This window comes from Stenotrophomonas koreensis (assembly GCF_001431525.1).
Classification (GTDB): domain Bacteria; phylum Pseudomonadota; class Gammaproteobacteria; order Xanthomonadales; family Xanthomonadaceae; genus Stenotrophomonas; species Stenotrophomonas koreensis.
The window spans coordinates 97,661-119,840 of record NZ_LDJH01000012.1; the positions used below are offsets into that span (position 1 = coordinate 97,661).

The window sequence follows — 22,180 nt, forward strand, 5'->3', positions numbered from 1 at the left end:
CCGACCTTGCGGCCGGTTTGTTCAATGGTCGGGGAGACAGGATTCGAACCTGCGACCTCTACGTCCCGAACGTAGCGCTCTACCAGACTGAGCTACACCCCGAAGGTGTTCCTTCCAAAAAGGAAGGCAAGGCGTGAATGCGTGGACCAGCTCCACTGCAGCAGTGAGATGGTCGGGGAGACAGGATTCGAACCTGCGACCTCTACGTCCCGAACGTAGCGCTCTACCAGACTGAGCTACACCCCGAAGAAAACATTCCCGCCAGGGAATCTGCACCACTGCCGGCTTCGGACCGTGCGGCGGATAAAACCGACCATTCCACAAAAAAGCCCGGGAGATACAGCTTCCCAGGCTTTTTGGATGGTCGGGGAGACAGGATTCGAACCTGCGACCTCTACGTCCCGAACGTAGCGCTCTACCAGACTGAGCTACACCCCGAAGGAGCTGCAAATGATACGTGGACAATTCACTTGCAGCAAGCCTTTTTCACATCATTTTTCGGTTTGGGCGTCGCGCGCTTCAAACCACATGCCATTGAGGATGGCCACCGTGCAGGCCAGGCCGGCACCCAGGATCCAGGCGAAATACCACATGTTGTTTCTCCTCAGGTTGGGCAATCAGTAAGCGTTGGGGTTGTCGCCCATTTCATCGCTGGTGACCTTGCCCTTCAGCACGCGGTACACCCAGGTGGTGTAGGCGATGATGATCGGCAGGAAGACGATCGTGCACAGCAACATGATCCACAGGGTCAGGTGGCTGGAGGACGAATCCCACAGGGTCAGGCTGGAGTCCGGCGAGATCGAGGACGGCAGCAGGAACGGGAAGATCGCAAAGCCGACGGTCAGGATGATGCCGGCAATGCCCAGGCCCGAGGCGATGAATGCCTTGCCACCGGCGCGGGCGCGCAGCAGGAAGGCCGAGGCCAGCATGCCGAGCAGGCCGACCAGCGGGGCGGCAATGGTGGCCGGCATGGCGCTGTAGTTGGCCATCCAGCCACCGCCGACCTGTGCCGACTTCAGCAGCGGGTTGGACGGGCCATCGGTACCGGCCGACTGCACGATCTGGTAGCCGGGCAGGCCGAAAGCCACCCAGACGCCGGCCAGGGCGAACAGCACCACGCAGGCCACGGCACTGATGCTGCCGATGCGCGCAGCGCGGTCGGCGACCGGGCCATCGAGCTTGATCACCAGCATCGCCGCACCGTGGGCGACCAGCATCGCCACCGAGACCAGGCCGGCGAGCAGGGCGAACGGGGTCAGCAGGCCGATCAGGTGGCCTTCGTAGCTGATGCGGGCGGTGTCATCAATGGCAAACGGCACGCCGAGCAGCACGTTGCCCACGGCCACGCCCATGATCAGCGCCGGGATGAAGCCACCGATGAACAGGGCACGGTCCCAGTTGTTGCGCCAGCGCTGGCTGGGCATCTTGCCGCGGTACTTGAACCCGACCGGACGCAGGATCAGTGCGAACAGGATCAGGAACATGGCCAGGTAGAAGCCGGAGAAGCTCACCGCATACAGCGGCGGCCAGGCAGCGAAGATCGCACCGCCACCCAGTACCAGCCATACCTGGTTGCCTTCCCAGACCGGGCCGATGGTGTTGAGCACCAGGCGGCGCTCTTCGTCGGTCTTGGCCACGAACGGGAGCAGGGTGCCCACGCCGAGGTCAAAGCCGTCCATCACCGCAAAGCCGATCAGCAGCACGCCCAACAGCAGCCACCAGATCACACGCAGCGTTTGGTAATCCAAAAAGATGAAGTCCATGGTTGTTTTCTCCTGCTCAGGACTTGCTGGCAGCGTCGGCGGGGACATTCATGCTGGCCTGGAGGGCCGGCAGGACCTGGTCTGGCCCCTTGCCAATGGCCTTGAGCATCAACTTGATCTCAATGACCATCAGCACGGTGTAGATCGCCACAAAGCCGATCAACGAGGCCAGGATTTCATACAGTGCCAACCCGGAGGCGGCATAGAAGGTCGGCAGCACGCCGTCCACGGCCCACGGCTGACGGCCGTACTCGGCGATGAACCAGCCGCATTCGATCGCGATCCACGGCAGCGGCAGCGACCACAGGGCGATCTTCAAGAACAGCTTCTTGTCTTCGAAGTTGTTGCGGCAGGAGAAGTAGAAAGCCACCGCGAAGAAGCCGATCAGGTAGAAGCCGATACCGACCATCGCACGGAAGGTCCAGAACAGCGGGGCGACGGTGGGCACGGTGTCCACGGCAGCCTGGGCGATTTCTTCCGGGGTGGCATTGCCGATGTCATCGCGGTAGCGCTTGAGCAGCAGGCCATGGCCCAGGTCCTGCCAGTGGCGGTCGAACACCTCGCGTGCTTCCACGTCGTTCTTGTCGGCGCGGATGCGCTGCAGGGCGGCGTAGGCGATCTGGCCGCCCTTGACGCGCTGCTCGGCACGCTCGACCAGTTCCAGGATGCCCGGAATCTCCTGGTCCAGCGAACGGGTGGCGATCAGCCCCATCACGTACGGGATATGCACCTCGTAGTGGTTGCGCTGGGCCTGCTGGTCCGGGATGGCAAAGGCGGTGAACGAGGCCGGTGCCGGCTGGGTCTCCCACATGCCTTCGATCGCGGCCAGCTTCATCTTCTGGTGCTCGGAAGCGGCATAGCCGGATTCGTCACCCAGCACGGCCACCGAGATCGAGGCCAGCAGGCCGAAGGCGGCAGCCACGGCAAACGAGCGGCGGGCCAGGTCGCGGTGCTTGCCACGCAGCATGTAGAAGGCGCTGATGGACATCACGAACATCGCGCCGGTCACATAGCCAGCGGACACGGTGTGCACGAACTTGGCCTGGGCCACCGGGTTGAACAGCACGGCGGCAAAGTCGACCACTTCCATGCGCATCGTTTCCGGGTTGAACACCGCACCCACCGGGTACTGCATCCAGCCGTTGGCGATCAGGATCCACAGCGCCGACAGGTTGGTGCCCAGCGCCATCAGCCAGGTCACGGTCAGGTGCTGCACCTTGGACAGGCGGTTCCAGCCGAAGAAGAACAGGCCGATGAAGGTGGCTTCCAGGAAGAAGGCCATCAGCCCTTCGATGGCCAGCGGCGCACCGAAGATGTCACCGACGTAGTGGCTGTAGTAGGACCAGTTCATGCCGAACTGGAACTCCATCACGATGCCGGTGCCGACGCCCATGGCGAAGTTGATGCCGAACAGCACGCCCCAGAACAGGGTCATCCGGCGCCAGACATCCTTGCCGGTCATGACATAGACGCTCTCCATGATCGCGATCATGAAGGAGAGTCCCAGCGTGAGGGGGACGAAGAGGAAGTGGTACATCGCGGTCAGTGCAAACTGCAACCGCGATAGTTCCACGACGGTTTGGTCGATCATGGCTGTGCTACCTCGTAGGGCATGGCAACGGTAGGGTTGGAGGAACGGTAGGGATGCAAATTAGCGAAGTGTGAAATTGCCCACCTTGATCTGGATCAAGGAGGCCCAAAGGTGCATGAGTCACCGTCCACCTCCCCGGGGCGATTACACTCCTAGGCCCTGTAATGCCCTTATTTGCTCATTGTGTCCAGTCCCCGCGTCGATAGTCCTACCCCACAGCAGCGCCGCGCGCACCAGCAATGGCTCGATGCACTGGCCGCGTCCGTCAAGGGCAAGCAGCGGCTGGCCGCTGTTCTGGTCTGTTTTTCCGGTGTCGGCCTGATTGCCCAGGCCGCCGCGATTGCCTGGTTGATCCAGCAGGTGCTGGTGGAAGGCGCCGGTCTGGACCAGTGCTGGCCGGTGCTGGTAGCGCTGGCGGTGGTGCTGGCTGCGCGCGCCGTGTTGTCCACTGCCGCCAGTGCCGCCGCCGGCACCGTGGCCGATGCCGCCAGGCTGGCCCTGCGCCAGCGGGTATACCGCAGCCTGCAGGGCAATGGGCCGCTGTGGCTGCGTGGTCAGCGCAGTGGTGAGCTGGGCGAACTGATGCTGGCCCATGGCGATGCGGTGGAGGGCTATTTCAGTGGCTACCAGCCGGTGCGCAGCGAGATGGTCGTGGTGCCGCTGGCGATCGTGATCGCGGTAGCCAGTGTCAACTGGGTGGTGGCCCTGATCCTGTTGTTTACCGGCCCGCTGGTGCCGATCTTCATGATGCTGGTGGGGTGGGGCGCCGAGGCAGCCAGCCGTGCACAGCTGTCGGAAATGGCGCGGCTGGGCGGGCATTTTGCCGACCGGATCAAGGGCCTTGGCCTGCTGCGCGTGTATGGACGTGGCCAGGCGGAGTTGAGCCAGGTCGGCGCAGCGGCCGAACAACTGCGCGAGCGCTCGCTCCGCGTGTTGCGCATTGCCTTCCTGTCCTCGACCGCGCTGGAATTTTTTGCCTCGGTCAGTGTGGCGATGGTGGCGCTGTATTTTGGCCTGAGCTATCTGGGCCTGATGTCGCTGGGTCCGGGCCTGCCCAGTCTCGGAGTGGGTATGTTCTGCCTGTTGCTGGCCCCGGAGTTCTATGCCCCGCTGCGCAAGCTGGCGGCGCATTACCACGACCGTGCCAATGCGTTGGCCGCGGTGGCCGAGGTCGAGCGCCTGTTGGGCCGTCTGCCGCAGGCCGATGACAACAGCCTGCCTGATCCCGGGCTGGCGGCGCAGACAGCGGCCATCAGCGCACCGCAGGCAGGACCGGCGCAGTCGGTGTTGCAGGCGCAGCAACTGACCCTGCGCCCGCTCGGCGCCACGGTCGATGTGGTCACCGATTTCAGCCTGGTGCTGCAGCCAGGCGAGCGGGTAGCCCTGGTCGGCCCCAGCGGTAGCGGCAAGAGCACGGTGCTGGAGGCGCTGGCCGGCTGGTTGCCGCCACAGGCGGGCCGCTTGCAGCGTGCCCCCGGCCTGCGCGTGGTCTATGCCGGGCAGCGGCCGTATTTGTTCCACGGCACGATTGCCGACAACCTGCGTCTGGGAGCGCCAGCGGCCAGTGAGGCGCGGGTGGAACAGGCCGCCCATGCCGGCCAGGTGATGCGCTTTGCCGGGCAGTTGCCGCAAGGCCTGCAGACCCTGGTCGGTGAGCGCGGGCTGGGCCTGTCCGGTGGTGAGGCGCGCCGGGTCGGCCTGGCCCGGGCATTGTTGATGGAGGCCGATGTGCTGTTGCTGGATGAGCCCACCGCGTTTCTTGATGCCCAGACCGAAGCTGACCTGCTGCAGGCCCTGAACGTGCATGCGCGTGGACGCACGGTGCTGGTGGCCACGCACAGCCCGGTGGTGATGGCCTGGGCCGACCGGGTGATCCACCTGCCCGGGCCGGCGGCGCCTGTGGAGGTACCGGCATGAAACACGCCAGTGAGGCTCCGCTGTCCTCGGTGTTTGCCGCCCACCGTTGGCGCCTGGTCGGTTCGGTGGTGCTGTTCAGCGTCACCATGGTCGCCGGTACCGCGCTGTTGGGCCTGTCCGGCGGGTTCCTGACCGCCTCGGCGCTGGCCGGCCTGGCCGGCCTGGGTGGCAGTTTCAATTTCTTCTCGCCCTCGGCCGGGATCCGTGCACTGACCATGGTGCGCATCGTCAGCCGTTACTTTGAAAAGCTGGTCGGTCATGACGCCACCCTGCGCATCGCGCGCGACCTGCGCGTGTGGTTTTTCGCCCGCGCATTGCCGCTGGCACCGGGCAAACTGGGCAATACCCGTACCGGCGAATTGCTGGCCCGGCTGATGGGTGATATCGCCGAAGTCGATGGCCTGTTCGTACGTGCCATCGGGCCGCTGCTGGCAATGGGCGTGGTGACGGTGGCGGCGTTGCTGGCGGCCTGGTTGGTGTACTGGCCGGCGGCGCTGCTGCTGTTGCTGCTGGCGCTGGTGATCGGCCTGTGGGTGCCGCTGCTTGCCGTACGAGGCGGCAACCGCGGGGAAGGCGAGCGGGCACAGCGGCGGGCCAGCCTGCGCACGCTGGCCTTCGAGGGGCTGGAAGGTGCGGCGGATCTGCTGGCACAGCAGGCGCAGGGGCGCTGGATCGTGCAGGTCGATGAGGCCGCACGCAAGGTGGCCGGCAGTGACCGCCGCCGCCGCCGCCATCTGCTCACGGCGCAATTGCTGCATGGGCTGTGCGCCAGTGCCGGGCTGGTGGCCATCATCGCCATTGCCCTGGATGGCCATGCCGCCCATGGCCTGGCACCGGCACTGGCCGCCGCCCTGGTGTTCATGACCGTGGCACTGCTGGAACTGTGGGCCGGTGCCGGTCTGGCCTGGCAATCGCTGGTGGCCGGCAAGGTCGCCGCTGCACGGCTGCAGGCGATCGTCGAACAGGCGCCAGCGGTGTCTGATCCGTCCCGGCCGCAGCCTCTGCGTGATGCAGGGCCGATGACCGGTTTGAGCCTTCACGGTGTGCGTTTTGCCTGGCCCGGACAGGCCCGGCCGGTGCTGGACGGGCTTGACCTGAGCCTGGCGCCTGGCCAGCGCATCGCCATTGGCGGTGACAGTGGCAGCGGCAAGAGCACCTTGTCGCTGCTGATCCTGCGTCAGGCCGACCCGCAGGCCGGGCAGCTGCTGTGGAACGGGCAGGACCTGCGTGAGCTGGCACTGGCCCAGTGGCATCAGCAACTGGCCTGGATGCCACAGGGCGCGCCGGTGTTTGCCGGCACCCTGGCCGAGAACCTGCGTCTGGGCGATGCCGGGGCTGATGATGCGCGGCTGTGGGAGGTACTGGAGAGGGTACGGCTGGCCGATTGGGCACGCGCGACCGGCGGGCTGCAGCAATGGCTGGGCGAGAACGGGGCCACGGTTTCCGGTGGCCAGGCGCGCCGCCTGGCGCTGGCCCGCGCGTTGTTGCGTCCGGGTCCGTTGGTGCTGCTGGACGAGCCGACCGAAGGACTGGATGTGGACACCGCCAATGCCCTGCTGGCCGACCTGCCGGCGGCACTGGGCGGGCGCAGCCTGCTGATGATCACCCACGATGCCCTGCCGGCGGGGGTGGTCGATGTGCAGTACCGGCTGCAGGGAGGTCGCCTGCAGCGGCAATGAGCGCCCGCTGTGCCGGCAGCGACCGCTCAGCCGGCCAGCCGTTGCAGCAGCAGTGGTGTGGCGAGCAGTCCCAGGCTGTTGAGCAACACGCAGACCCAGAACAGTGCCTGGAAGCCGGGCTTGGCAGTCTTGTGCCGGAACTGGCCCTGGGCAATCAGGGCCCCGGGCCAGCCGCCGAGCAGGCCGAACAGCTGCAGCGTGGCCTCCGGAGTGCGCCGCTGGTCACGCTGGGCCGCACGCTTGTCCAGCGCGTAAGCCACATAGGCCAGCAGGCTCAGGCCCAGGCTCACGGCCACCAGCGGCCACGGCAGCAGGTCCAGCGCCGCGGCGGTGACCAGGGCGCTGAGGGCGGCCAGGCCGGCCAGCGGCCGCCAGGCCTGGCGGCCCTTGCCCGGCGGGCCGGCATGCACCGAGTTGCGTGGGCGCGCGTGCCGGCGTGCTGGCTTGACCGCTACCGCACGCCGGCGGCCGTTGCGGTCGGTCTGTACCTGGTAGGTCAGCAGCATGCCATCGGCCGGGCGCTGGCTGCCAAGCTGGCAGGCGCTGATGTGCATCCAGACCCGCTCGCCACCGCCAGTGGGGGTGAGGTAACCAAAGCCCCGCTTGTCATCCCAGTCGGTCAGGCGTCCCTGCAGCCGCATCGTCGTTGTCCTGTGTGTGCAGCGGGCATTGAAGCAGATCCACCCGCCGCTGCAAGGGCTTACGGACGTGGCGGGGCAGGCTCATCGGCACGAATCCGCAACAGCCGGGGAAACCGTGGCAGCCCATGGACGGTGCGTTCGGTGTAGCGATAGGTGATCCGGCTGCCAATGGCGGGTGGTGCGCGGCGCTGGGCATCGCTCAGGCCGCTGCCGATGGCAAATACCCGCCCCTGGTCATCGCGCACCTGCAGCGCACCGAGCATGCCGCTGTACTTGCCGCGCCCGGCGGTATGCGCAATGACAAGGGCCTCGGCATCGCGCCACGGTTTGATCTTGAACAGCAGCGCACTGCGTCCGGGCACATGGCGCGCGTACCGGTGGTGGGCGATCAGGCCTTCGCCGCCGCCTTGCACAACGGCATCCAGCCATGCCTGCAGCGCAGCGGGATCGGCCAGTGGCTGCTGCTGGACCAGACGCAGGTGGCGCGAGCGGCTGTTGGCAACCAGGCGCTGCAGGTGCTGGTAACGCTGCTCGAACCTGCCCCCATCGGTGGGCAGGTCGAACACCCACAGCGCGACCTGCTGCCAGCGCGGATCCTGCGGGTCATGGCCACGCACCAGCGCGCTGACCGTGTCGAACTGGCCGCGGCCCAGCCAGAGCTCACCGTCCATGACCTGTGCCGGCCAGCCGGCGGTAAAGCCCGGAGGCACCGCGATCCGGTTGCCGCCACGGGTGGTCAGTTGTCGGCCATCCCAGCGTGCGCGCACGCCATCGAGTTTTTCGCTGAACAGAAAATCGTCCAGCGCCGGTGCCGGTTGCGGCCAGGTGCTGGCCAGCATCGGCGCCGGCTGGGCCAGCGCGCTGCCGACAAACAGCACAGACCACAGCAGACAGCGGCGGGCGCTTGCCACAAGCCAGGTTGCCATCACGTTGCATCCATCAGTGCCGGGAGGACAGCATCCCTGCTGCAGCGCTGGCTGCCGCTCGGGCAATGGCGTGTCGCGACCCGCCAGACTGGCAGCCTGGCGGGTGGGGCAAATTCCCGGCCGCCATCGGGCGGGGGTCAGATCTCGGCCAGAAACCCGGCCACCGGTGGGCAGAAACGCTCGAAGTCGACCAGGAAGGCGTCATGGCCCTGGGGGGAATCCAGGCCGACAAAGCGGGCGTCACAGCCGCCTGCGGCCAGGCCCTGGGCAATCTGCTGCTGTTGCTGCACCGGGAACAGAATGTCGGTATTGGCGCCGATGGCCAGTGCCTTGTCGACGCGCAGCTGTGCCAGCGCCGCATCGACATCGCCATTGGCGTATTCGCCCAGGTCGAACCAGTCCATTGCGCGCCCCAGGTACAGGTAGCAGTTGGGGTCAAAATGACGGACGAAACGCCGGGCATGGCCTTCCAGGTAGCTTTCCACCTGGAACTCCATTCCGAACGGATCGCCGTCATTGGCTTCTGAATCCAGGCGGACACGGCCAAAGCGGCCATCCCATTCCAGCGCCGAACGGTAGGTGATCACGCCGAGCTTGCGCGCAATCCGCATCCCGGCCTCCGGGTAGACGGCCTCGTCATAACTGCCGTTGTTCCAGGCTGGATCCAGACGGATGGCCTCGCGCTGCAGCGAACGGATGGCGATGGAGAACGGCAGCGCCTGCGCCGAGCCGGAGATGTTGATATGGCTGCGGGCAATCCCCGGGTGCCGCTGCAGCACCGCCAGCGCGGTCATCCCGCCCATCGAGTTGCCGATCAGGCAGGCCAGCTGCGTGATGCCCAGTGCCTTGACCACGCTGACCCCGGCATCGGCGATGTCCTCGATCGACAGGGCCGGAAAATCCAGCCGCCAGGGCTGCCCGCTGTCCGGGTTGAGCGAGGCCGGGCCGGTGGAGCCCTTGCAGCTGCCCAGTGAGTTGACACAGATCACGAACCAGCGTTCGGTATCGATCGCCTTGCCGGGGCCGAGCATTTTTTCCCACCAGCCCGGCAGTGGGTTGCCGGCATGGCTGGCGGCATGCGCATCGGGCGACAGGCCGGTAACGATCAGCACCGCATTGCGGCGGTCGGCGGCCAGGGTGCCCCAGGTTTCATAGGCCACGCGCGCGCCTTGCAGTTGGCCACCACGCTTGAGTGGCAGCGGCGAGGGCAGCGCATGGAACTGGCTGCCGGGCGGGATGAATTCGGTCATGGCCGTATTCTAACCGTGCCACCGGAGGTCGATTCAGGCCGGATCGGCCGATGCTGTGTGCTGTTTACGGGCGTAATTCCAGCGGCAGCGGCGCCGCCGCGGGCAGCTCCACCGTCACCGCGGCAGTTTCAATATCGGCGTCACTGCGGCTGGCCGAACCACCAAGCGCAATGCGTGCACTGACCTGGACCTGGCGATGGCTGGACAGCGGCTGGCCGGGCATCACGCTGTTGCGGTCATCCAGGCTGACCTGGGCCGGCAGATCGGCCAGGCGCAGGCGTTTGGCCGCCACCGGCATCGGGCTGCCGAGGGTGTCACGCACCTGGATGAACACCGGGGTATCGGCCGCCAGCGCGGGCGCACCGCCCGCTGATGGCGCCAGCCGCAAGGCCACCGTCAGCAGTGCTGCAGGCGCTGGCGTCGCTGTCGCCTGGCTGGCATCCAGGGGCGGCAGGCCGGCCGCCTGGCGGGCGATGGCAATCTGTTCGCGGACGCTGGCCGCGGTGTCGGCATCGAGCAGGGCGAGCAATTGCTGCCAGGTCTGTGCGGCGGCGGCCGGCTGCCCGCGTTGGCGCTGGGCAATGCCGATCAGCCACAGTGCCCGCTGCGCCTGCGGGTCAAGCCTGCGTGCCTGCTCCAGCCAGGCCAGCGCGGTGTCGTCGATCTGCCGTTGCGGATGCGCATCGGCGCGGGCCTGGGCCGCCTCCACCAGCAGTGCAGGCTGGCCGGGCGCGTGGTGCAGAGCCTGTTGCCAGGCCTGCGCCGAAGCCTCGCCATTGCCCAGCAGCGCCTCGGCACGCGCCAGCAGCACCCAGCCTTCGGCTTGTGCGGGATCGGCCTGCAGCGCCTGGCGCAGGCGTTCGGTGTTGTCGGCCAGGTCCTGCGCGCCGCTGTCGGTGGCCGGTGCCGGTTGCCATGCCGCCGGGGTGCCGAGCAGGCTGTACAGGCCGGCACAGGCCAGCGCGAGGACGGCGGCCAGCGCGGCGCTGCTGCGGTAGTGGCGCTGGCGCCACAATGGGATGGCAACCAGCACACCCACCAGGCTGCCGAGCAGGGCGGCCAGAAGCAGGGGCAGGCTCACCAGTCATCTCCGCTGGGCGGTAACGGATGCTCGGCGAGCAGGTGCTGGCGGCGGGCGATGACCCGCCAGGCCAGCAGCGCGCCGCAGATCAGCAGCAGGCCCGGAACCAACCACAGTGCGATGGTGGCGGCGCTCAGTGCCGGGCGATAGAGCACGAACTGGCCATAGCGTTGTACCAGATAGGCGCGGATCTGGCTGTCGCTCTGGCCCTGCTGCATCAGTGTCAGGACCTGGCGGCGCATGTCCTGGGCGATCAGCGCATCGGAGTCGGCCAGCGACTGGTTCTGGCACTGCACACAGCGCAGCTCGGCGGTGAGGGCATGAAAACGGGCTTCCTGCCCGGTATCGCTGAAAACCAGCGGGGCGGCGGTGGCGGTGACCGGCCACACACTGCAGGCCAGCAGCACGCTCAACAGCCAGCGACGCAGCCCGTTCATGGCTGGCTGGTCGGTGCCGGGGTGGGTGTATGCCCGGCGGCCAGGGCGTCGGCATTGCCCAGGGTGGCCAGCAGCGGGCGCAGCTGCTGGTCGATGACCGCATCGGTGAGCGCACCGCTGTGTTTCCAGCGCACGATGCCGTTGGCATCGACCAGGAAGGTCTCCGGCGCGGCGGTGATCCCCCAGTCCAGTGCAGTGGTGCCCTCGTAATCGCTGAGCACCACGAAGTACGGGTTGCCCAGGCGTTCCAGCCATGCCTTGGCATCGGCCGGCTCGTCCTTCCAGTTGTAGCCAACCACGCGGACGCTGCGCTCCAGCGCAAAACGGGTCAGTACCGGGTGTTCCTCGGCGCAGGCCGGGCACCAGCTGCCCCAGACGTTGAGCACATACGGCGCACCGGCAAGCTCGTCGCTGCTGATCCGTATCGTCGGGTCATGCAGCACCGGCAGGCTGAAGGACGGTGCGCGCTGGCCGATCAATGGCGAGGGCAGGGCATCGCGCTGGGCATCGCCACTGCGCATTACCGCAAACAGCATCAGACCGATCAGGCCGAGGAAAAACAGCACGCCGATGACAATGGCCACCGGCGGCAGCGGCTTGTTCTGCGCAGGCGTGGGGGTGGTGCTCATACAACATTCTCCTTGCGCCGGCGCAGGCGTCCGGCGGTGGCAGTCAACAGGGCGCCCATGGCCATCAATAATGCACCGGCCCAGATCCAGCGCACCATCGGTTTGTAATGCAGGCGCAGTGCCCAGGCGCCATCGCCGAGCGGTTCGCCCAGCGCGGCATAGATATCCCCATGCCAGCGACGGGCAATACCGGCCTCGGTCATCAGTTGCCCACGCAGGTACAGCCGCCGCTCCGGATGCAGCGTATCCAGGGTCTGGCCGCCGCGCTGGAGCACGACGGTGGCGCGTTCGGCCTGGTAATTCGGGCCTTGATGGGCACGGACTTCACTCAAGGCCAGCTGGTAGCCGCCCAGTTCGGTCTGCTGTCCCGGGCGCATGGCCAGCTCACGCTGCACATTCAACGCCTCCACCAGCAGCGCGCCGACCAGGAACACCGCGATGCCGGCATGGCCCAGCCACATGCCGAGGGTTTCGGCATCCGGACGGCCATTGCCACGCAGGCGCTGAATGATGTGCACGGCGGTACCGGCAGCAACCCAGACCGCGGCGACGATGCCGGCCGCAGCCTTGACCGGCCCCTGCGGGGCCAGCCAGAAGGCAAGCCCACCGGCCAGCAGCGCCAGCAGTGCCCAGGGCAGCAACAGCGGCAGTGCGCCGCGGCCGCGTTGACGTTGCCAGGCGGTCAGCGGCCCCAGCGGAACCAGCAGCACCAGCGGGGTCATCAGCAGCACGAACAGGCTGCCGAAGTACGGCGGGCCCACCGAGATCTTGCCCAGTCCCAGTGCATCGGCCAGCAGCGGGTACAGGGTGCCCAGCAGCACCATCGCCGCGGCAGCGGTGAGCAGAAGGTTGTTGGCCAGCAGCAGGCTCTCGCGCGAATGCAGGGCAAAGCCACGGCGCGGGTCCGAGCTGTCCGGGCTGATGCGCGGTGCACGCAGGGCGTACAGCAGCAGCGCCGCGCCCATCACCAGCGCCAGGAAGACCAGGATGAACAAGCCACGGGCGGGATCGGCCGCAAACGAATGCACGCTGGTCAGCACGCCCGAACGCACCAGGAAGGCGCCCAGCAGCGACAGCGAGAACGCGGCGATGGCCAGCAGCAGGGTCCAGCGCACGAACACGCCGCGCTTCTCGCTCACCGCCTGGCTGTGGATCAATGCCGCCCCGACCAGCCAGGGCAGGAAGCTGGCGTTCTCCACCGGGTCCCAGAACCACCAGCCACCCCAACCCAGCTCGTAATACGCCCACCAGCTGCCCAGCGCGATGCCCAGGGTCAGGAAGGCCCAGGCCACATTGGTCCAGGAGCGGCTGGCACGCAGCCAGCGGCTGTCCACCCGGCCCTCCAGCAGGGCGGCGATGGCAAAGGCGAAGGGCACGGAAAAACCGACATAGCCGATGTAAAGCATCGGCGGGTGGAAGATCAGCCCGGGGTCCTGCAGCAGCGGATTGAGGTCGTGACCATCCAGCGCGGCCGGCAGCAGGCGCTCGAACGGGTTCGAGGTGAAGACACAAAATGCGGCAAAGCCCAGCCCGATCATGCCCAGCACCGACAGTACCCGGGCCTGGAAGGGCAGTGGCAACTCCCGGCAGCGCCAGGCAACGGCAGCACTCCACAGGGCCTGGACCAGCAACCACAGCAGCAGCGAGCCTTCATGCGCGCCCCACACCGCACTGAGGCGGTAGATCAGCGGCAAGGCCAGGTTGGCGTTGTCGGCGACATAGCGCAGCGAAAAATCCAGCTGCACGAAGGCAGCGCTGAGCACGGCAAAGGCGGCCAGTACCAGCAGCAGGTGCAGCCAGGCCGCACTGCGCCCCAGCTGCATCAATGCCGGCCTGGCGGTCTGTGCCCCGAGCAGCGGCAAGCTTGCCTGGACCGCAACCGCGAGCAGGGCGGCGATCAGCAGCAGCTGCCCGATCTCACCGAGCACCGGCTTGCTCCTGCGCGGCGCCAGTGCCGTCATCGACATCATGCCGTCGGTGGGCCTGGCTCATCTTGTCGGCCACTTCCCTGGGCATGTAGGTCTCATCGTGGCGGGCCAGCACATCGTCGGCAATGAAAACTCCGTCGGCCATGCGCCCGGTGGCCACTACCGCCTGTCCTTCGCGGAACAGGTCAGGCAGCAGGCGGTCGTAATGCACGCTCAGCTGCGCATCGCCATCGGTAACGGCAAAGCGGGCCTGCAGGCTGCCGGCATCACGCTGGAAGCTGTCCTTGGCGACCATGCCGCCAAGGCGGAAACGCTGGCCGGGCTGGGTCTGGCCAGCCAGCACCTCGGCCGGGGTGTACAGGTAGGTCAGGTTGCGCTGCAGGGCCAGGGTCAGCAGGCCGATGGCCAGTGCCGCGCCCAGCGCGATCAGGCTGATCCAGACCAGCCGGCGGCGGTGGTTCGGGCTCATCGCTCCAGCTCCTGGTCCATCGCCACGCTGGCAGGGCGCCGCTGCTGCTGGCGTGCGGCCTGCTGCCGGCCCTGGCGCAGCGCCCGGCGTACCGCCAGTGCCCCGGCCAGGGCATCGGCGGCGAGCACCACGATGAACACCGCATAGGCGCCGATCACATAGCCCAGGTAGCTCATGGCCTGCCCCCGGCACGTTGGCGCACCCAGTCACGGCCGGCCTCGCGCACCAAGTTGTCGGCGCGGGCGCGGGTCAGCAGCGAGCCGGCAAACACGAACTTGGTGGCAATCACGATCCACCACAGCGGCGGCAGCATCGCCGGATCCATCTTGCTGGTGCCAAACACCGAGATCGTCTGGCCTTGGTGCAGGGTGTCCCACCACACCACCGAGTAACGGATCACCGGCAGCAGGGCCACGCCGACAATGGCCAGCAGTCCGGCGGCACGGGCGGCATTGCGGCGGTCATCGATGGCGCGGTACAGCGCCATCACCCCCAGGTACAGGAACAGCAGGATCAATTCGGTGGTCAGGCGCGGATCCCAGTCCCACCAGGTGCCCCACATCGGCTTGCCCCAGATCGAGCCGGTGAGCAGGGTGATCACGGTGAAGGCCGCGCCGATCGGCGCGCAGGCCATGGCCAGGATCTCGCACAGCTTGATCCGCCAGATGTGGGCGATGGCGGCATAGCCGGCCATCAGCGCGAACACCAGCAGGCTCATCCAGGCACTGGGGACATGGATGTACAGGATGCGGAAGCTGTCGCCCTGCTGGTAGTCGGCCGGCACCACGAACAGCGCCTGCCACAGGCCGATGCCGAGCAGGGGCAGGGCTATCAGCCAGCAGACCGGTGCCCAGCGTGCGGCAAAGCGGTCGAAGGTCGGCGGGGAACCCAGTTGGTGGAACCAGCGCAGCAGGGCAGTCATCAGATACGTGTGCTCATCGGGTTGGCTTGCGTGGTGGGCGTGCTGGTCCAGGGCGGCTCATTCCAGGCTGATCCGCAACGCCGCCGCGGTAAGCAGCGGCGCCAGTACCAGCGCGGCGGCCAGCAGGGCGGCCAGCATCAGCAGGGCACCACTGCTGTCCTGGCCGTTGCCGGCCGCCACCAGGGCACCGGCGCCGAACACCAGCACCGGAACGTACAACGGCAGCGACAACAGCGCCACCAGGATGCCGGCGCGGCCCAGGCTGACGGTCAGTGCGGCGACCACCCCGCCGATCAGGCTCAGCAACGGGGTACCCAGCGCCAACGATGCCAGCAACAGGCCGATCCGGTCATGCGGCAGATGCAGCATCAGCGCCAGCAGCGGGCTGAGCAGCAGCAGCGGCACGCAGGTCACCAGCCAGTGGCCGACCACGCGCACCAGGCACAGCCAGGCCAGCGGCAGCGGCGCCAGCAGCCACTGCTCCAGGCTGCCATCGGCGGCATCGTCGCGGAACAGCCGTTCCATCGCCAGCTGTCCGGACAGCAGCACGGCCAGCCACAGCACCGCACCGGCCACGCTGGCCAGCGCCTGCGGTTCGCGGCCCTGGGCCAGGGCGAACAGCATCACCACCAGCAGCGCAAACAGCACCGGCTGGATGGCATCACCGCGCCTGCGCCAGGCCAGGCGCAGGTCACGCTGCAGCAGGGCGCCGGCCGCCTGCAGGGCGCCGGGACGGGTATCGACGGCACTCATGCGCCCACCTGCGCATCCAGGTCCAGCTGCTGGTGCGGCAGCGCGGTGCCATTGAACTGGCCATGGCAGGTCAGCACCGCCGCACCGTTGCTGCGCAGGTGGGCTGCCAGCATCCGCTGGACCAGGTCCATGCCTTCACTGTCCAGGTTGGCGTACGGCTCATCCAGCAACCATACCGGTGCCGGTGACAGCCAGAGCCGGGCCAGTGCCAGCCGCCGACGCTGACCGGCGCTGAGGCTGTGCGCCGGCACCTGCTCATGACCGGCCAGGCCGACAATGCCCAGCGCCGCAGCCGGGGTCTGGCGGGCGCGGCGGCCGAGCAGGCCGCAGGCTGCCTGCAGGTTGTGCAGGCAGCCCAGCTCGGCCTTCAGGCCAGGCAGGTGGCCGAGGTAGGCGACATAGCGGCTGCGGGCATCGCTGCTGGCCGGCTGGCCGTCGAAAAACAGCTCACCGCTGCTGGGCCGGGCCAGGCCGGCCAGCACCCGCAGCAGGGTGGTCTTGCCGCTGCCGTTGCTGCCGCTGACCTGCAGCAGGCCGCCGGCAGGCAGGGAAAAACCCAGTGGACCAAACACGGCTTGTCCCTGGCGTTCAAAGCACAGGGCATCGGCGGCCAACAACGGGGTCTGGTTCAAGGTGAGCGGATGCCAGCGAAAGGTGAAAGTGATTGTAGCCGGCAGTTGCCGGTGTGCCAGCCACTGGCGTGATTGCGTACACTGCCGTCCTTTGTCGATCATGGAGCCGGCCATGCAGCCGCAGACCAAGCTGCCCAAGGTGGGCACCACCATTTTCAGTGTGATGTCGCAACTGGCCGCCGAACACGGCGCGGTCAACCTGGGCCAGGGCTTTCCGGATTTTCCGGCACCGCAGCGCCTGCTCGATGCCACCAGCGCGGCGATGAATGCCGGCCACAACCAGTACGCACCGATGCAGGGCGTGCCGGTGCTGCGCCAGGCGATCGCGGCCAAGGCACTGGAGTGCTATGGCGCGGTGGTCGATGCCGACACCGAAATCACCGTCACCAGTGGCGGCACCGAGGCGATCTTCAATGCCATCCATGCGGTGGTGCGCCCGGGTGAGGAGGTTATCGTGCTCGACCCGGCCTATGACTGCTATGTGCCGGCGATCGACCTGGCCGGGGCGCGTTCGGTGCATGTGGCGCTGGACCCGGTTACCTTCGCGGTGCCGTGGGAGGCCGTGCGCGCGGCGATCACCCCGGCCACCCGGATGATCATCGTCAACACCCCGCACAATCCGTCCGGGGCGATGCTGGGCGCGGCCGACATGCAGACCCTGTCCGACCTGCTCGCCGGTACCGACATCTACCTGCTTGCCGACGAGGTCTACGAACACATCATCTATGACGGTGCGCGGCACGAATCGGCACTGCGCTGGCCGGCCCTGCGCGAGCGCGCTTTCGTGGTTTCCAGCTTCGGCAAGACCTACCACTGCACCGGCTGGAAGCTGGGCTATGCGATCGCCCCGCCGGCGCTGACCGTGGAGTTCCGCAAGGTCCACCAGTACAACACCTTCACCAGTTTCGGCCCGGCCCAGTATGGTTTTGCGGCGATGATCAACGAGCAACCGGAGCACCACCGCGAGCTGGGCGCGTTCTACCAGGCCAAGCGCGATGCCTTCCGTGCCCAGCTGGCACAGACCCGGTTCAAGCTGCTGGATGTGGCCGGTGGCTACTTCCAGCTGGTGGATTACTCGGCCATCAGCGACCTGGACGACATGGCCTTCTGCCGCTGGCTGACCATCGAGAAGGGCGTCACCGCCATCCCGCTGTCGCCGTTCTATGCCGAGCCACCGGCCGGGCAGCGCCTGATCCGCCTGTGTTTTGCCAAGAACCAGGCCACCGTGGATGCGGCCATCGCGCGTCTGCGCGAGCTGTGAGGTGGGCGCGATGAACCTTCCGACCCAGGACCTGCGCATCTCGCTGGTGCAAGGCGATACCTTGTGGCATGACCCGGCAGGCAACCGTGCCCACTATGCGGCGCTGATCGCGCCACTGGCCGGGCAGACCGACCTGGTGATCCTGCCGGAAACCTTCACCAGCGGTTTTTCCAATGTCGCCGGCGAGCAGGCCGAGGGCATGGACGGCCCGTCGCTGGCTTGGATGCAGGCCCAGGCCGCCGCGCTGGATGCGGTGGTCACCGGCTCGCTGCAGCTGCGGGTGGACGGCCAGGTCTACAACCGTCTGCTCTGGGTCTACCCGGACGGGCGCATTGCCCATTACGACAAGCGCCACCTGTTCCGCTACGGCGGCGAACACGAGCGCTATGCCGCCGGCAGCCACCGCCTGAGCGTGGAGTGGAAGGGCTGGCGGATCAATCCGCAGGTCTGCTACGACCTGCGCTTTCCGGTGTTCTGCCGCAACCGTTACAACGTCGAGCGCGCCGATGCGCTGGACTTTGACCTGCAGATCTTCGTGGCCAACTGGCCGCAGCAGCGTGCCCATGCCTGGAATACCCTGGCCCGCGCGCGGGCAATCGAGAACCTGTGCTATGTCGCGGTGGTCAACCGGGTCGGCACCGACGGCAACAAGCTCAGCTATGCCGGCGACAGCGCGGTGATCGATTTCCTTGGCCAGGCGCAGCTGGCCCTGCACGGCAGCGAGCAGGTGGCCACCACCACGATCAGTGCCGCTGCGCTGGCCGCGCACCGCCAGCGTTTTCCGGCAATGCTTGATGCCGATACGTTCGAACTGCCGGGGATGGGCCGGCCCTGAGGAGCGGCTTGCCCGGCGCACAGCGCCGGGTCAGCGGCGGTTCCGCGCGGCTCGGCAGTGGACCAATAAAAACGCCCCGCTGACGGGGCGTTCTGGTTTCCGGTGTCCTGCCGCAGTGGCAGGGCACCGGATTGGCACGCGACGGGCTTAGAAGCCGCCGCGCGGGCCGCGGTTGCCGCCACCTGGGCCACGACCACCGGGACGTGCGCTGCCACCCGGGCGGGCACCGCCACGGTTGCCGCCGGGGCGATCGCCGCCCGGGCGCGGGCCGCGGTTGCCGGCCGGGCGGTCATTGCCGCCACGCGCCGGGCGGGCGGCACCGTACGGGCTGTAGCCCGGGTTGGCGTGATCGGACGGGAAGCTCGGTGCATTGCCCGGATGCCCGTACGGATGACGCGGCGCGGCGGGGCGGCCTTCGCCAGCACCACGCGACTCAGCATGGGCCGGCTTGCCGCCGGCGTAACCGCCTGGCTTGCCGCCACGATTGCCACCCGGCTTGCCGGCGCCACCCGGACGGCCTGCACCGGCCGGACCACGGCCAGCACCCGGACCGCGCCCGGCACCCGGGCCGGCATTGCGGTGGCCGCTCGGGCCGGTGGACACGCCTTCGGGCACATACCAGGAACGGAAGGCGGCGGGATTGCCTTCCGGCAACGCACGGTCGTTGCGCGGCTTGCGCGGCTTGAGCGGCTTGTTGATCTGCTTGGCCGCCGCATCACCGGTAACGGTCAGGCCGCCGCGCGGCGGCTTGCCACCACGGCCACGGCCACGCTCTTCGCGCGGGTTGTCGAAACGGCGCAGCTCGCGGCCTTCATCGGCGGCGGTGTTGCCATTGATGTAGGCATTGCGCGGCTGGCCATCACGGCCCACGCGCACCGGCGCCTTCAGTGCACGGCGCTGGCCGATCACCGGCAGCAGGGTCAGTGCCGGAGCAGCGCCGTCCTCGAGCTTGAGTTCATTGCGCAGGGCCTGGACCTGGGCCGAGCTCAGTTCGCTGCTCTGGCCACGGGCCAGTTCGCGCGGCAGGGTGATGTTGCCGTAGCGGGCGCGCTTCAGGCGCGAGACCTGGCAGCCCTGGGATTCCCACAGCCGGCGTACTTCGCGGTTGCGGCCTTCCTTGACCACGACCCGGAACCAGTCGTGCGAATCGGTGCCGCCGATGCGCTCGATCTCGTCGAACTTGGCCGGGCCGTCTTCCAGCGCCACGCCACGGGCCAGGCGGTCAACGATGTTGTCCGGCACCTTTTCCTCGCCTTCCGGGGCGCGCACGCGGACCACGTACTCGCGCTCGACCTCGAAGGAGGGGTGCATCATCGCGTTGGCCAGCTCGCCGTCGGTGGTCAGCAGCAGCAGGCCGGTGGTGTTGATGTCCAGGCGGCCGATGCTGATCCAGCGCGCGCCCTTGAGCGGCGGCAGCGCTTCGAACACGGTCGGACGGCCTTCCGGGTCTTCGCGAGTGGTGACCTCGCCTTCGGGCTTGTTGTAGATCAGCACGCGGGCCGGTTCGGTCAGCGCGCTGGCCACGAACTGGCGGCCGTCCAGCTCGACCTTGTCGCCGCTGCGGATCGACTGGCCGGTCCTGGCCACTTCGCCGTTGACCTTGACCAGGCCGTCGGCAATGCGCTGTTCCAGTGCGCGGCGCGAGCCCAGCCCGGCCTGGGCCAGCACTTTGTGCAGGCGCTCTTCGGTACGGGTGGTATCGCTGCCTTCGCGCTTGAGCGAAAGTTTGTTCAACGACATTTTGCTTTTGGTGTCACTCATCAATTTGGCTCCGGCCTGCCCGTGCAGGGCGGCCTTCAGGTTCAACATCGGCTTGCTCAACGGCCAGCGGCGTCAGCGCAGCGGCGTTGGAGGAGTTCAGGTGGTGCTCTGCCGCACGGGTGCCCGGCGCAGCGTCGGGTGCCTCGTCCAGAGGCGTTGTAGCGGTGGAAAAATCTTCATTGGCGGCGGCCAGGGCCGCCGCGCTGTCCTGCAGGCTGTGCAACGGTGGCAGCTGGTCCAGCGCGGCAAGGCCGAAATGGTCCAGAAACGCGCGGGTGGTACCCAGCAGTGCTGGGCGTCCGGCGATCTCGCGGTGGCCGACCACTTCCACCCAGCCACGTTCTTCCAGGGTCTGGATGATCTGGCTGGATACCGCCACCCCGCGCACCTGTTCGATCTCGCCGCGGGTGATCGGCTGCCGGTAGGCAATCAGGGCCAGGGTTTCCAGCGTGGCGCGCGAATAACGCGTACGCCGTTCGCTGAACAACCTGGCCACCCAGCGGTGACAGCCGGGCTTGACCTGGTAACGCCAGCCGCTGGCCACTTCGCGAAGTTCCACGCCCTGGTCGTCACTGTCCTGCTGCAGCTGTGCCAGGGCATGCCTGATCGCGTCGCGGTCAACCCCGTCATCGGCATCGAACAACTCCTCCAGCTGGCGCAACGACAGTGGCTGTGGGGCCGCCAGGATCGCGGCTTGAAGGATGCAGCGCAGTTGCCCGGTGCTGATTGCCATGGTCAGTGCAATTGACCGCAGGCAGCAACATGGATCGGGCCCAGTGCCTGGGTCTGGGTGATCTCCAGCAGCTGCTCCTTGGCCAGTTCCAGAATGGCCAGCAGGCTGACCAGTACCCCGTTGCGGCCTTCCTCCGGCGTAAACAGGGCAACAAAATCGTGGCGCTGGCCATCGGCCACCGTGGCCAGGATCTGGCTCATCCGCTGCCGCACGCTCAGGGCTTCGCGGGTGATCTGGTGGCCGGCCTGCAGCTGCGCCCGTTGCAGTACCTGCTGCAATGCCTGCAGCATCTGGCCCAGGTCCACCTGCGGTGGCGTCTGGATGGCCACCGCCAGCCCGGCATCGGCATGGGCCAGGTCGGTGTCGCGTTCGAGCCGGGGCAGCGCATCCAGATCCGAGGCCGCCTGACGGAAGCGCTCGTATTCCTGCAGCCGGCGCACCAGCTCGGCACGCGGGTCATCATTGAAGGTGTCATCCTCGCCGAAGGCCTCATCGCACGGTGGCGGTGGCAGCAGCATCTGCGATTTGATCTGTGCCAGCATCGCCGCCATCACCAGGTAGTCGGCGGCCAGCTCCAGCCGCAGCTGCTGCATCAGGTCGATGTACTGCACGTACTGGCGGGTGATTTCGGCAACCGGGATGTCCATCACATCCAGGTTCTGCCGGCGGATCAGGTACAGCAGCAGGTCCAGCGGGCCTTCAAATGCTGACAGCACCACCTCCAGTGCATCCGGGGGGATGTACAGGTCGCGCGGCATCTGCAGCAACGGCTGTCCATGCAGCAGCGCCAACGGGGTTGGCTGCCCATGCTCAGGCAGGTGTTGCAGGTTCGCGTCGGGCGCGGCTTGGGCTGTCATCAGTTCCAGGTACGGATGGCGCGCCGGGTGCCGGGTTGCGCTCACAGCGCAGACGCGACGACCCAGGTGCACACGGTTTGCACCGTCTGTCGGTGCTGCCACACATCAAAAAAAC

At 67.5% G+C, this 22,180-nt stretch carries 22 protein-coding genes and 3 tRNA genes; 4 read left to right on the forward strand and 21 right to left on the reverse strand.

The window, feature by feature from the left end; genetic code table 11:
* Positions 1-25: 25 nt before the first annotated feature.
* The 6 genes from ABB25_RS07535 to ABB25_RS07560 form a co-directional block, all read right to left on the reverse strand.
* Positions 26-102 (reverse strand) — tRNA-Pro (locus tag ABB25_RS07535).
* A 67-nt stretch (positions 103-169) separates the two neighbouring features.
* Positions 170-246 (reverse strand) — tRNA-Pro (locus ABB25_RS07540).
* A 115-nt stretch (positions 247-361) separates the two neighbouring features.
* A tRNA-Pro gene (locus tag ABB25_RS07545) sits at positions 362-438 on the reverse strand.
* Between the two features lie 53 nt (positions 439-491).
* On the reverse strand, positions 492-593 hold the full coding sequence (cydX, locus tag ABB25_RS07550; protein ID WP_057665532.1) for a cytochrome bd-I oxidase subunit CydX: 102 nt from the start codon (positions 591-593) through the stop codon (positions 492-494).
* A 24-nt stretch (positions 594-617) separates the two neighbouring features.
* Positions 618-1,763, reverse strand: coding sequence for a cytochrome d ubiquinol oxidase subunit II (gene cydB / locus ABB25_RS07555; protein WP_057665534.1), 1,146 nt, complete (start codon positions 1,761-1,763; stop codon positions 618-620).
* 16 nt (positions 1,764-1,779) lie between these two features.
* Positions 1,780-3,354 carry a cytochrome ubiquinol oxidase subunit I gene (locus tag ABB25_RS07560; protein ID WP_057665536.1) on the reverse strand — a complete coding sequence of 525 codons (1,575 nt, stop codon included), beginning with the start codon at positions 3,352-3,354 and terminating at the stop codon, positions 1,780-1,782.
* 183 nt (positions 3,355-3,537) lie between these two features.
* Here ABB25_RS07560 and cydD point away from each other — a divergent pair, with 183 nt between their 5' ends.
* Together cydD and cydC are read left to right on the forward strand one after the other, a co-directional pair.
* Positions 3,538-5,271 carry a thiol reductant ABC exporter subunit CydD gene (gene cydD, locus ABB25_RS07565; RefSeq protein WP_083488194.1) on the forward strand — a complete coding sequence of 578 codons (1,734 nt, stop codon included), beginning with the start codon at positions 3,538-3,540 and terminating at the stop codon, positions 5,269-5,271.
* On the forward strand, positions 5,268-6,950 hold the full coding sequence (gene cydC / locus ABB25_RS07570; protein WP_057665540.1) for a thiol reductant ABC exporter subunit CydC: 1,683 nt from the start codon (positions 5,268-5,270) through the stop codon (positions 6,948-6,950). The genes cydD and cydC overlap by 4 nt, the downstream gene beginning before the upstream one ends.
* 26 nt (positions 6,951-6,976) lie before the next feature.
* Here the strand turns inward: cydC and ABB25_RS07575 are convergent, their stop codons facing one another.
* The 12 genes from ABB25_RS07575 to ccmA form a co-directional block, all read right to left on the reverse strand.
* The gene (locus ABB25_RS07575) at positions 6,977-7,591 is read right to left on the reverse strand and encodes a DUF1294 domain-containing protein (protein ID WP_057665542.1); all 615 of its coding nucleotides are present in this window, start codon (positions 7,589-7,591) and stop codon (positions 6,977-6,979) included.
* Between the two features lie 59 nt (positions 7,592-7,650).
* On the reverse strand, positions 7,651-8,517 hold the full coding sequence (locus ABB25_RS07580) for a DNA ligase (RefSeq protein WP_057665544.1): 867 nt from the start codon (positions 8,515-8,517) through the stop codon (positions 7,651-7,653).
* 137 nt (positions 8,518-8,654) lie between these two features.
* Positions 8,655-9,767 (reverse strand): homoserine O-acetyltransferase MetX, encoded by a 1,113-nt coding sequence (metX, locus tag ABB25_RS07585; protein WP_057665546.1) that lies wholly within the window; start codon positions 9,765-9,767, stop codon positions 8,655-8,657.
* Between the two features lie 64 nt (positions 9,768-9,831).
* A complete protein-coding gene (locus ABB25_RS07590) occupies positions 9,832-10,848 on the reverse strand; it encodes a tetratricopeptide repeat protein (protein ID WP_057665548.1) in 1,017 nt (338 codons plus the stop codon).
* A complete protein-coding gene (locus ABB25_RS07595; protein WP_057665550.1) occupies positions 10,845-11,285 on the reverse strand; it encodes a cytochrome c-type biogenesis protein in 441 nt (146 codons plus the stop codon). The genes ABB25_RS07590 and ABB25_RS07595 overlap by 4 nt, the downstream gene beginning before the upstream one ends.
* Positions 11,282-11,914, reverse strand: a complete 633-nt coding sequence (locus tag ABB25_RS07600; RefSeq protein ID WP_057665552.1) for a DsbE family thiol:disulfide interchange protein — start codon at positions 11,912-11,914, stop codon at positions 11,282-11,284. The genes ABB25_RS07595 and ABB25_RS07600 overlap by 4 nt, the downstream gene beginning before the upstream one ends.
* Positions 11,911-13,842: a heme lyase CcmF/NrfE family subunit gene (locus ABB25_RS07605; RefSeq protein ID WP_057665731.1), complete on the reverse strand. Its 1,932-nt coding sequence runs from the start codon at positions 13,840-13,842 to the stop codon at positions 11,911-11,913. The genes ABB25_RS07600 and ABB25_RS07605 overlap by 4 nt, the downstream gene beginning before the upstream one ends.
* A complete protein-coding gene (gene ccmE, locus ABB25_RS07610; RefSeq protein ID WP_057665554.1) occupies positions 13,832-14,311 on the reverse strand; it encodes a cytochrome c maturation protein CcmE in 480 nt (159 codons plus the stop codon). The genes ABB25_RS07605 and ccmE overlap by 11 nt, the downstream gene beginning before the upstream one ends.
* On the reverse strand, positions 14,308-14,487 hold the full coding sequence (ccmD, locus tag ABB25_RS07615; RefSeq protein ID WP_057665555.1) for a heme exporter protein CcmD: 180 nt from the start codon (positions 14,485-14,487) through the stop codon (positions 14,308-14,310). The genes ccmE and ccmD overlap by 4 nt, the downstream gene beginning before the upstream one ends.
* Positions 14,484-15,233, reverse strand: coding sequence for a heme ABC transporter permease (locus ABB25_RS07620; protein WP_057665557.1), 750 nt, complete (start codon positions 15,231-15,233; stop codon positions 14,484-14,486). Before ABB25_RS07620 ends, ccmD begins: the two co-directional genes overlap by 4 nt.
* 57 nt (positions 15,234-15,290) lie before the next feature.
* The gene (gene ccmB, locus ABB25_RS07625; RefSeq protein ID WP_057665559.1) at positions 15,291-15,986 is read right to left on the reverse strand and encodes a heme exporter protein CcmB; all 696 of its coding nucleotides are present in this window, start codon (positions 15,984-15,986) and stop codon (positions 15,291-15,293) included.
* A complete protein-coding gene (gene ccmA / locus ABB25_RS07630; RefSeq protein WP_057665561.1) occupies positions 15,983-16,618 on the reverse strand; it encodes a heme ABC exporter ATP-binding protein CcmA in 636 nt (211 codons plus the stop codon). Before ccmA ends, ccmB begins: the two co-directional genes overlap by 4 nt.
* A 112-nt stretch (positions 16,619-16,730) precedes the next feature.
* Between ccmA and ABB25_RS07635 the strand changes: the two genes are divergently transcribed.
* Together ABB25_RS07635 and ABB25_RS07640 are read left to right on the forward strand one after the other, a co-directional pair.
* Positions 16,731-17,879, forward strand: coding sequence for a pyridoxal phosphate-dependent aminotransferase (locus tag ABB25_RS07635; RefSeq protein ID WP_057665734.1), 1,149 nt, complete (start codon positions 16,731-16,733; stop codon positions 17,877-17,879).
* A gap of 10 nt (positions 17,880-17,889) precedes the next feature.
* The gene (locus ABB25_RS07640; RefSeq protein WP_057665563.1) at positions 17,890-18,714 is read left to right on the forward strand and encodes an amidohydrolase; all 825 of its coding nucleotides are present in this window, start codon (positions 17,890-17,892) and stop codon (positions 18,712-18,714) included.
* Positions 18,715-18,861: 147 nt separating this feature from the next.
* Here the strand turns inward: ABB25_RS07640 and ABB25_RS07645 are convergent, their stop codons facing one another.
* The 3 genes from ABB25_RS07645 to ABB25_RS07655 are packed head-to-tail and all read right to left on the reverse strand — an operon-like array spanning position 18,862 to position 22,065.
* Positions 18,862-20,475: a pseudouridine synthase gene (locus tag ABB25_RS07645; protein ID WP_057665737.1), complete on the reverse strand. Its 1,614-nt coding sequence runs from the start codon at positions 20,473-20,475 to the stop codon at positions 18,862-18,864.
* Positions 20,468-21,208 carry an SMC-Scp complex subunit ScpB gene (gene scpB / locus ABB25_RS07650; protein WP_057665564.1) on the reverse strand — a complete coding sequence of 247 codons (741 nt, stop codon included), beginning with the start codon at positions 21,206-21,208 and terminating at the stop codon, positions 20,468-20,470. Before scpB ends, ABB25_RS07645 begins: the two co-directional genes overlap by 8 nt.
* Positions 21,209-21,210: 2 nt before the next feature.
* Positions 21,211-22,065 carry a segregation and condensation protein A gene (locus ABB25_RS07655; protein WP_057665566.1) on the reverse strand — a complete coding sequence of 285 codons (855 nt, stop codon included), beginning with the start codon at positions 22,063-22,065 and terminating at the stop codon, positions 21,211-21,213.
* Positions 22,066-22,180 lie beyond the last annotated feature (115 nt).

Coding starts and splice junctions, on each gene's coding strand:
- ccmE (WP_057665554.1), bottom strand. CDS start 14,311: ATGAGCCCGAACCACCGCCGCCGGCTGGTCTGGATCAGCCTGATCGCG.
- ABB25_RS07560 (WP_057665536.1), bottom strand. CDS start 3,354: ATGATCGACCAAACCGTCGTGGAACTATCGCGGTTGCAGTTTGCACTG.
- cydB (WP_057665534.1), bottom strand. CDS start 1,763: ATGGACTTCATCTTTTTGGATTACCAAACGCTGCGTGTGATCTGGTGG.
- ABB25_RS07575 (WP_057665542.1), bottom strand. CDS start 7,591: ATGCGGCTGCAGGGACGCCTGACCGACTGGGATGACAAGCGGGGCTTT.
- ABB25_RS07640 (WP_057665563.1), top strand. CDS start 17,890: ATGAACCTTCCGACCCAGGACCTGCGCATCTCGCTGGTGCAAGGCGAT.
- ccmD (WP_057665555.1), bottom strand. CDS start 14,487: ATGAGCTACCTGGGCTATGTGATCGGCGCCTATGCGGTGTTCATCGTG.
- cydX (WP_057665532.1), bottom strand. CDS start 593: ATGTGGTATTTCGCCTGGATCCTGGGTGCCGGCCTGGCCTGCACGGTG.
- ABB25_RS07620 (WP_057665557.1), bottom strand. CDS start 15,233: ATGACTGCCCTGCTGCGCTGGTTCCACCAACTGGGTTCCCCGCCGACC.
- metX (WP_057665546.1), bottom strand. CDS start 9,767: ATGACCGAATTCATCCCGCCCGGCAGCCAGTTCCATGCGCTGCCCTCG.
- ABB25_RS07645 (WP_057665737.1), bottom strand. CDS start 20,475: ATGAGTGACACCAAAAGCAAAATGTCGTTGAACAAACTTTCGCTCAAG.
- cydC (WP_057665540.1), top strand. CDS start 5,268: ATGAAACACGCCAGTGAGGCTCCGCTGTCCTCGGTGTTTGCCGCCCAC.
- ABB25_RS07595 (WP_057665550.1), bottom strand. CDS start 11,285: ATGAACGGGCTGCGTCGCTGGCTGTTGAGCGTGCTGCTGGCCTGCAGT.
- scpB (WP_057665564.1), bottom strand. CDS start 21,208: ATGGCAATCAGCACCGGGCAACTGCGCTGCATCCTTCAAGCCGCGATC.
- ABB25_RS07635 (WP_057665734.1), top strand. CDS start 16,731: ATGCAGCCGCAGACCAAGCTGCCCAAGGTGGGCACCACCATTTTCAGT.
- ABB25_RS07580 (WP_057665544.1), bottom strand. CDS start 8,517: ATGGCAACCTGGCTTGTGGCAAGCGCCCGCCGCTGTCTGCTGTGGTCT.
- ABB25_RS07600 (WP_057665552.1), bottom strand. CDS start 11,914: ATGAGCACCACCCCCACGCCTGCGCAGAACAAGCCGCTGCCGCCGGTG.
- ccmB (WP_057665559.1), bottom strand. CDS start 15,986: ATGAGTGCCGTCGATACCCGTCCCGGCGCCCTGCAGGCGGCCGGCGCC.
- ABB25_RS07655 (WP_057665566.1), bottom strand. CDS start 22,065: ATGACAGCCCAAGCCGCGCCCGACGCGAACCTGCAACACCTGCCTGAG.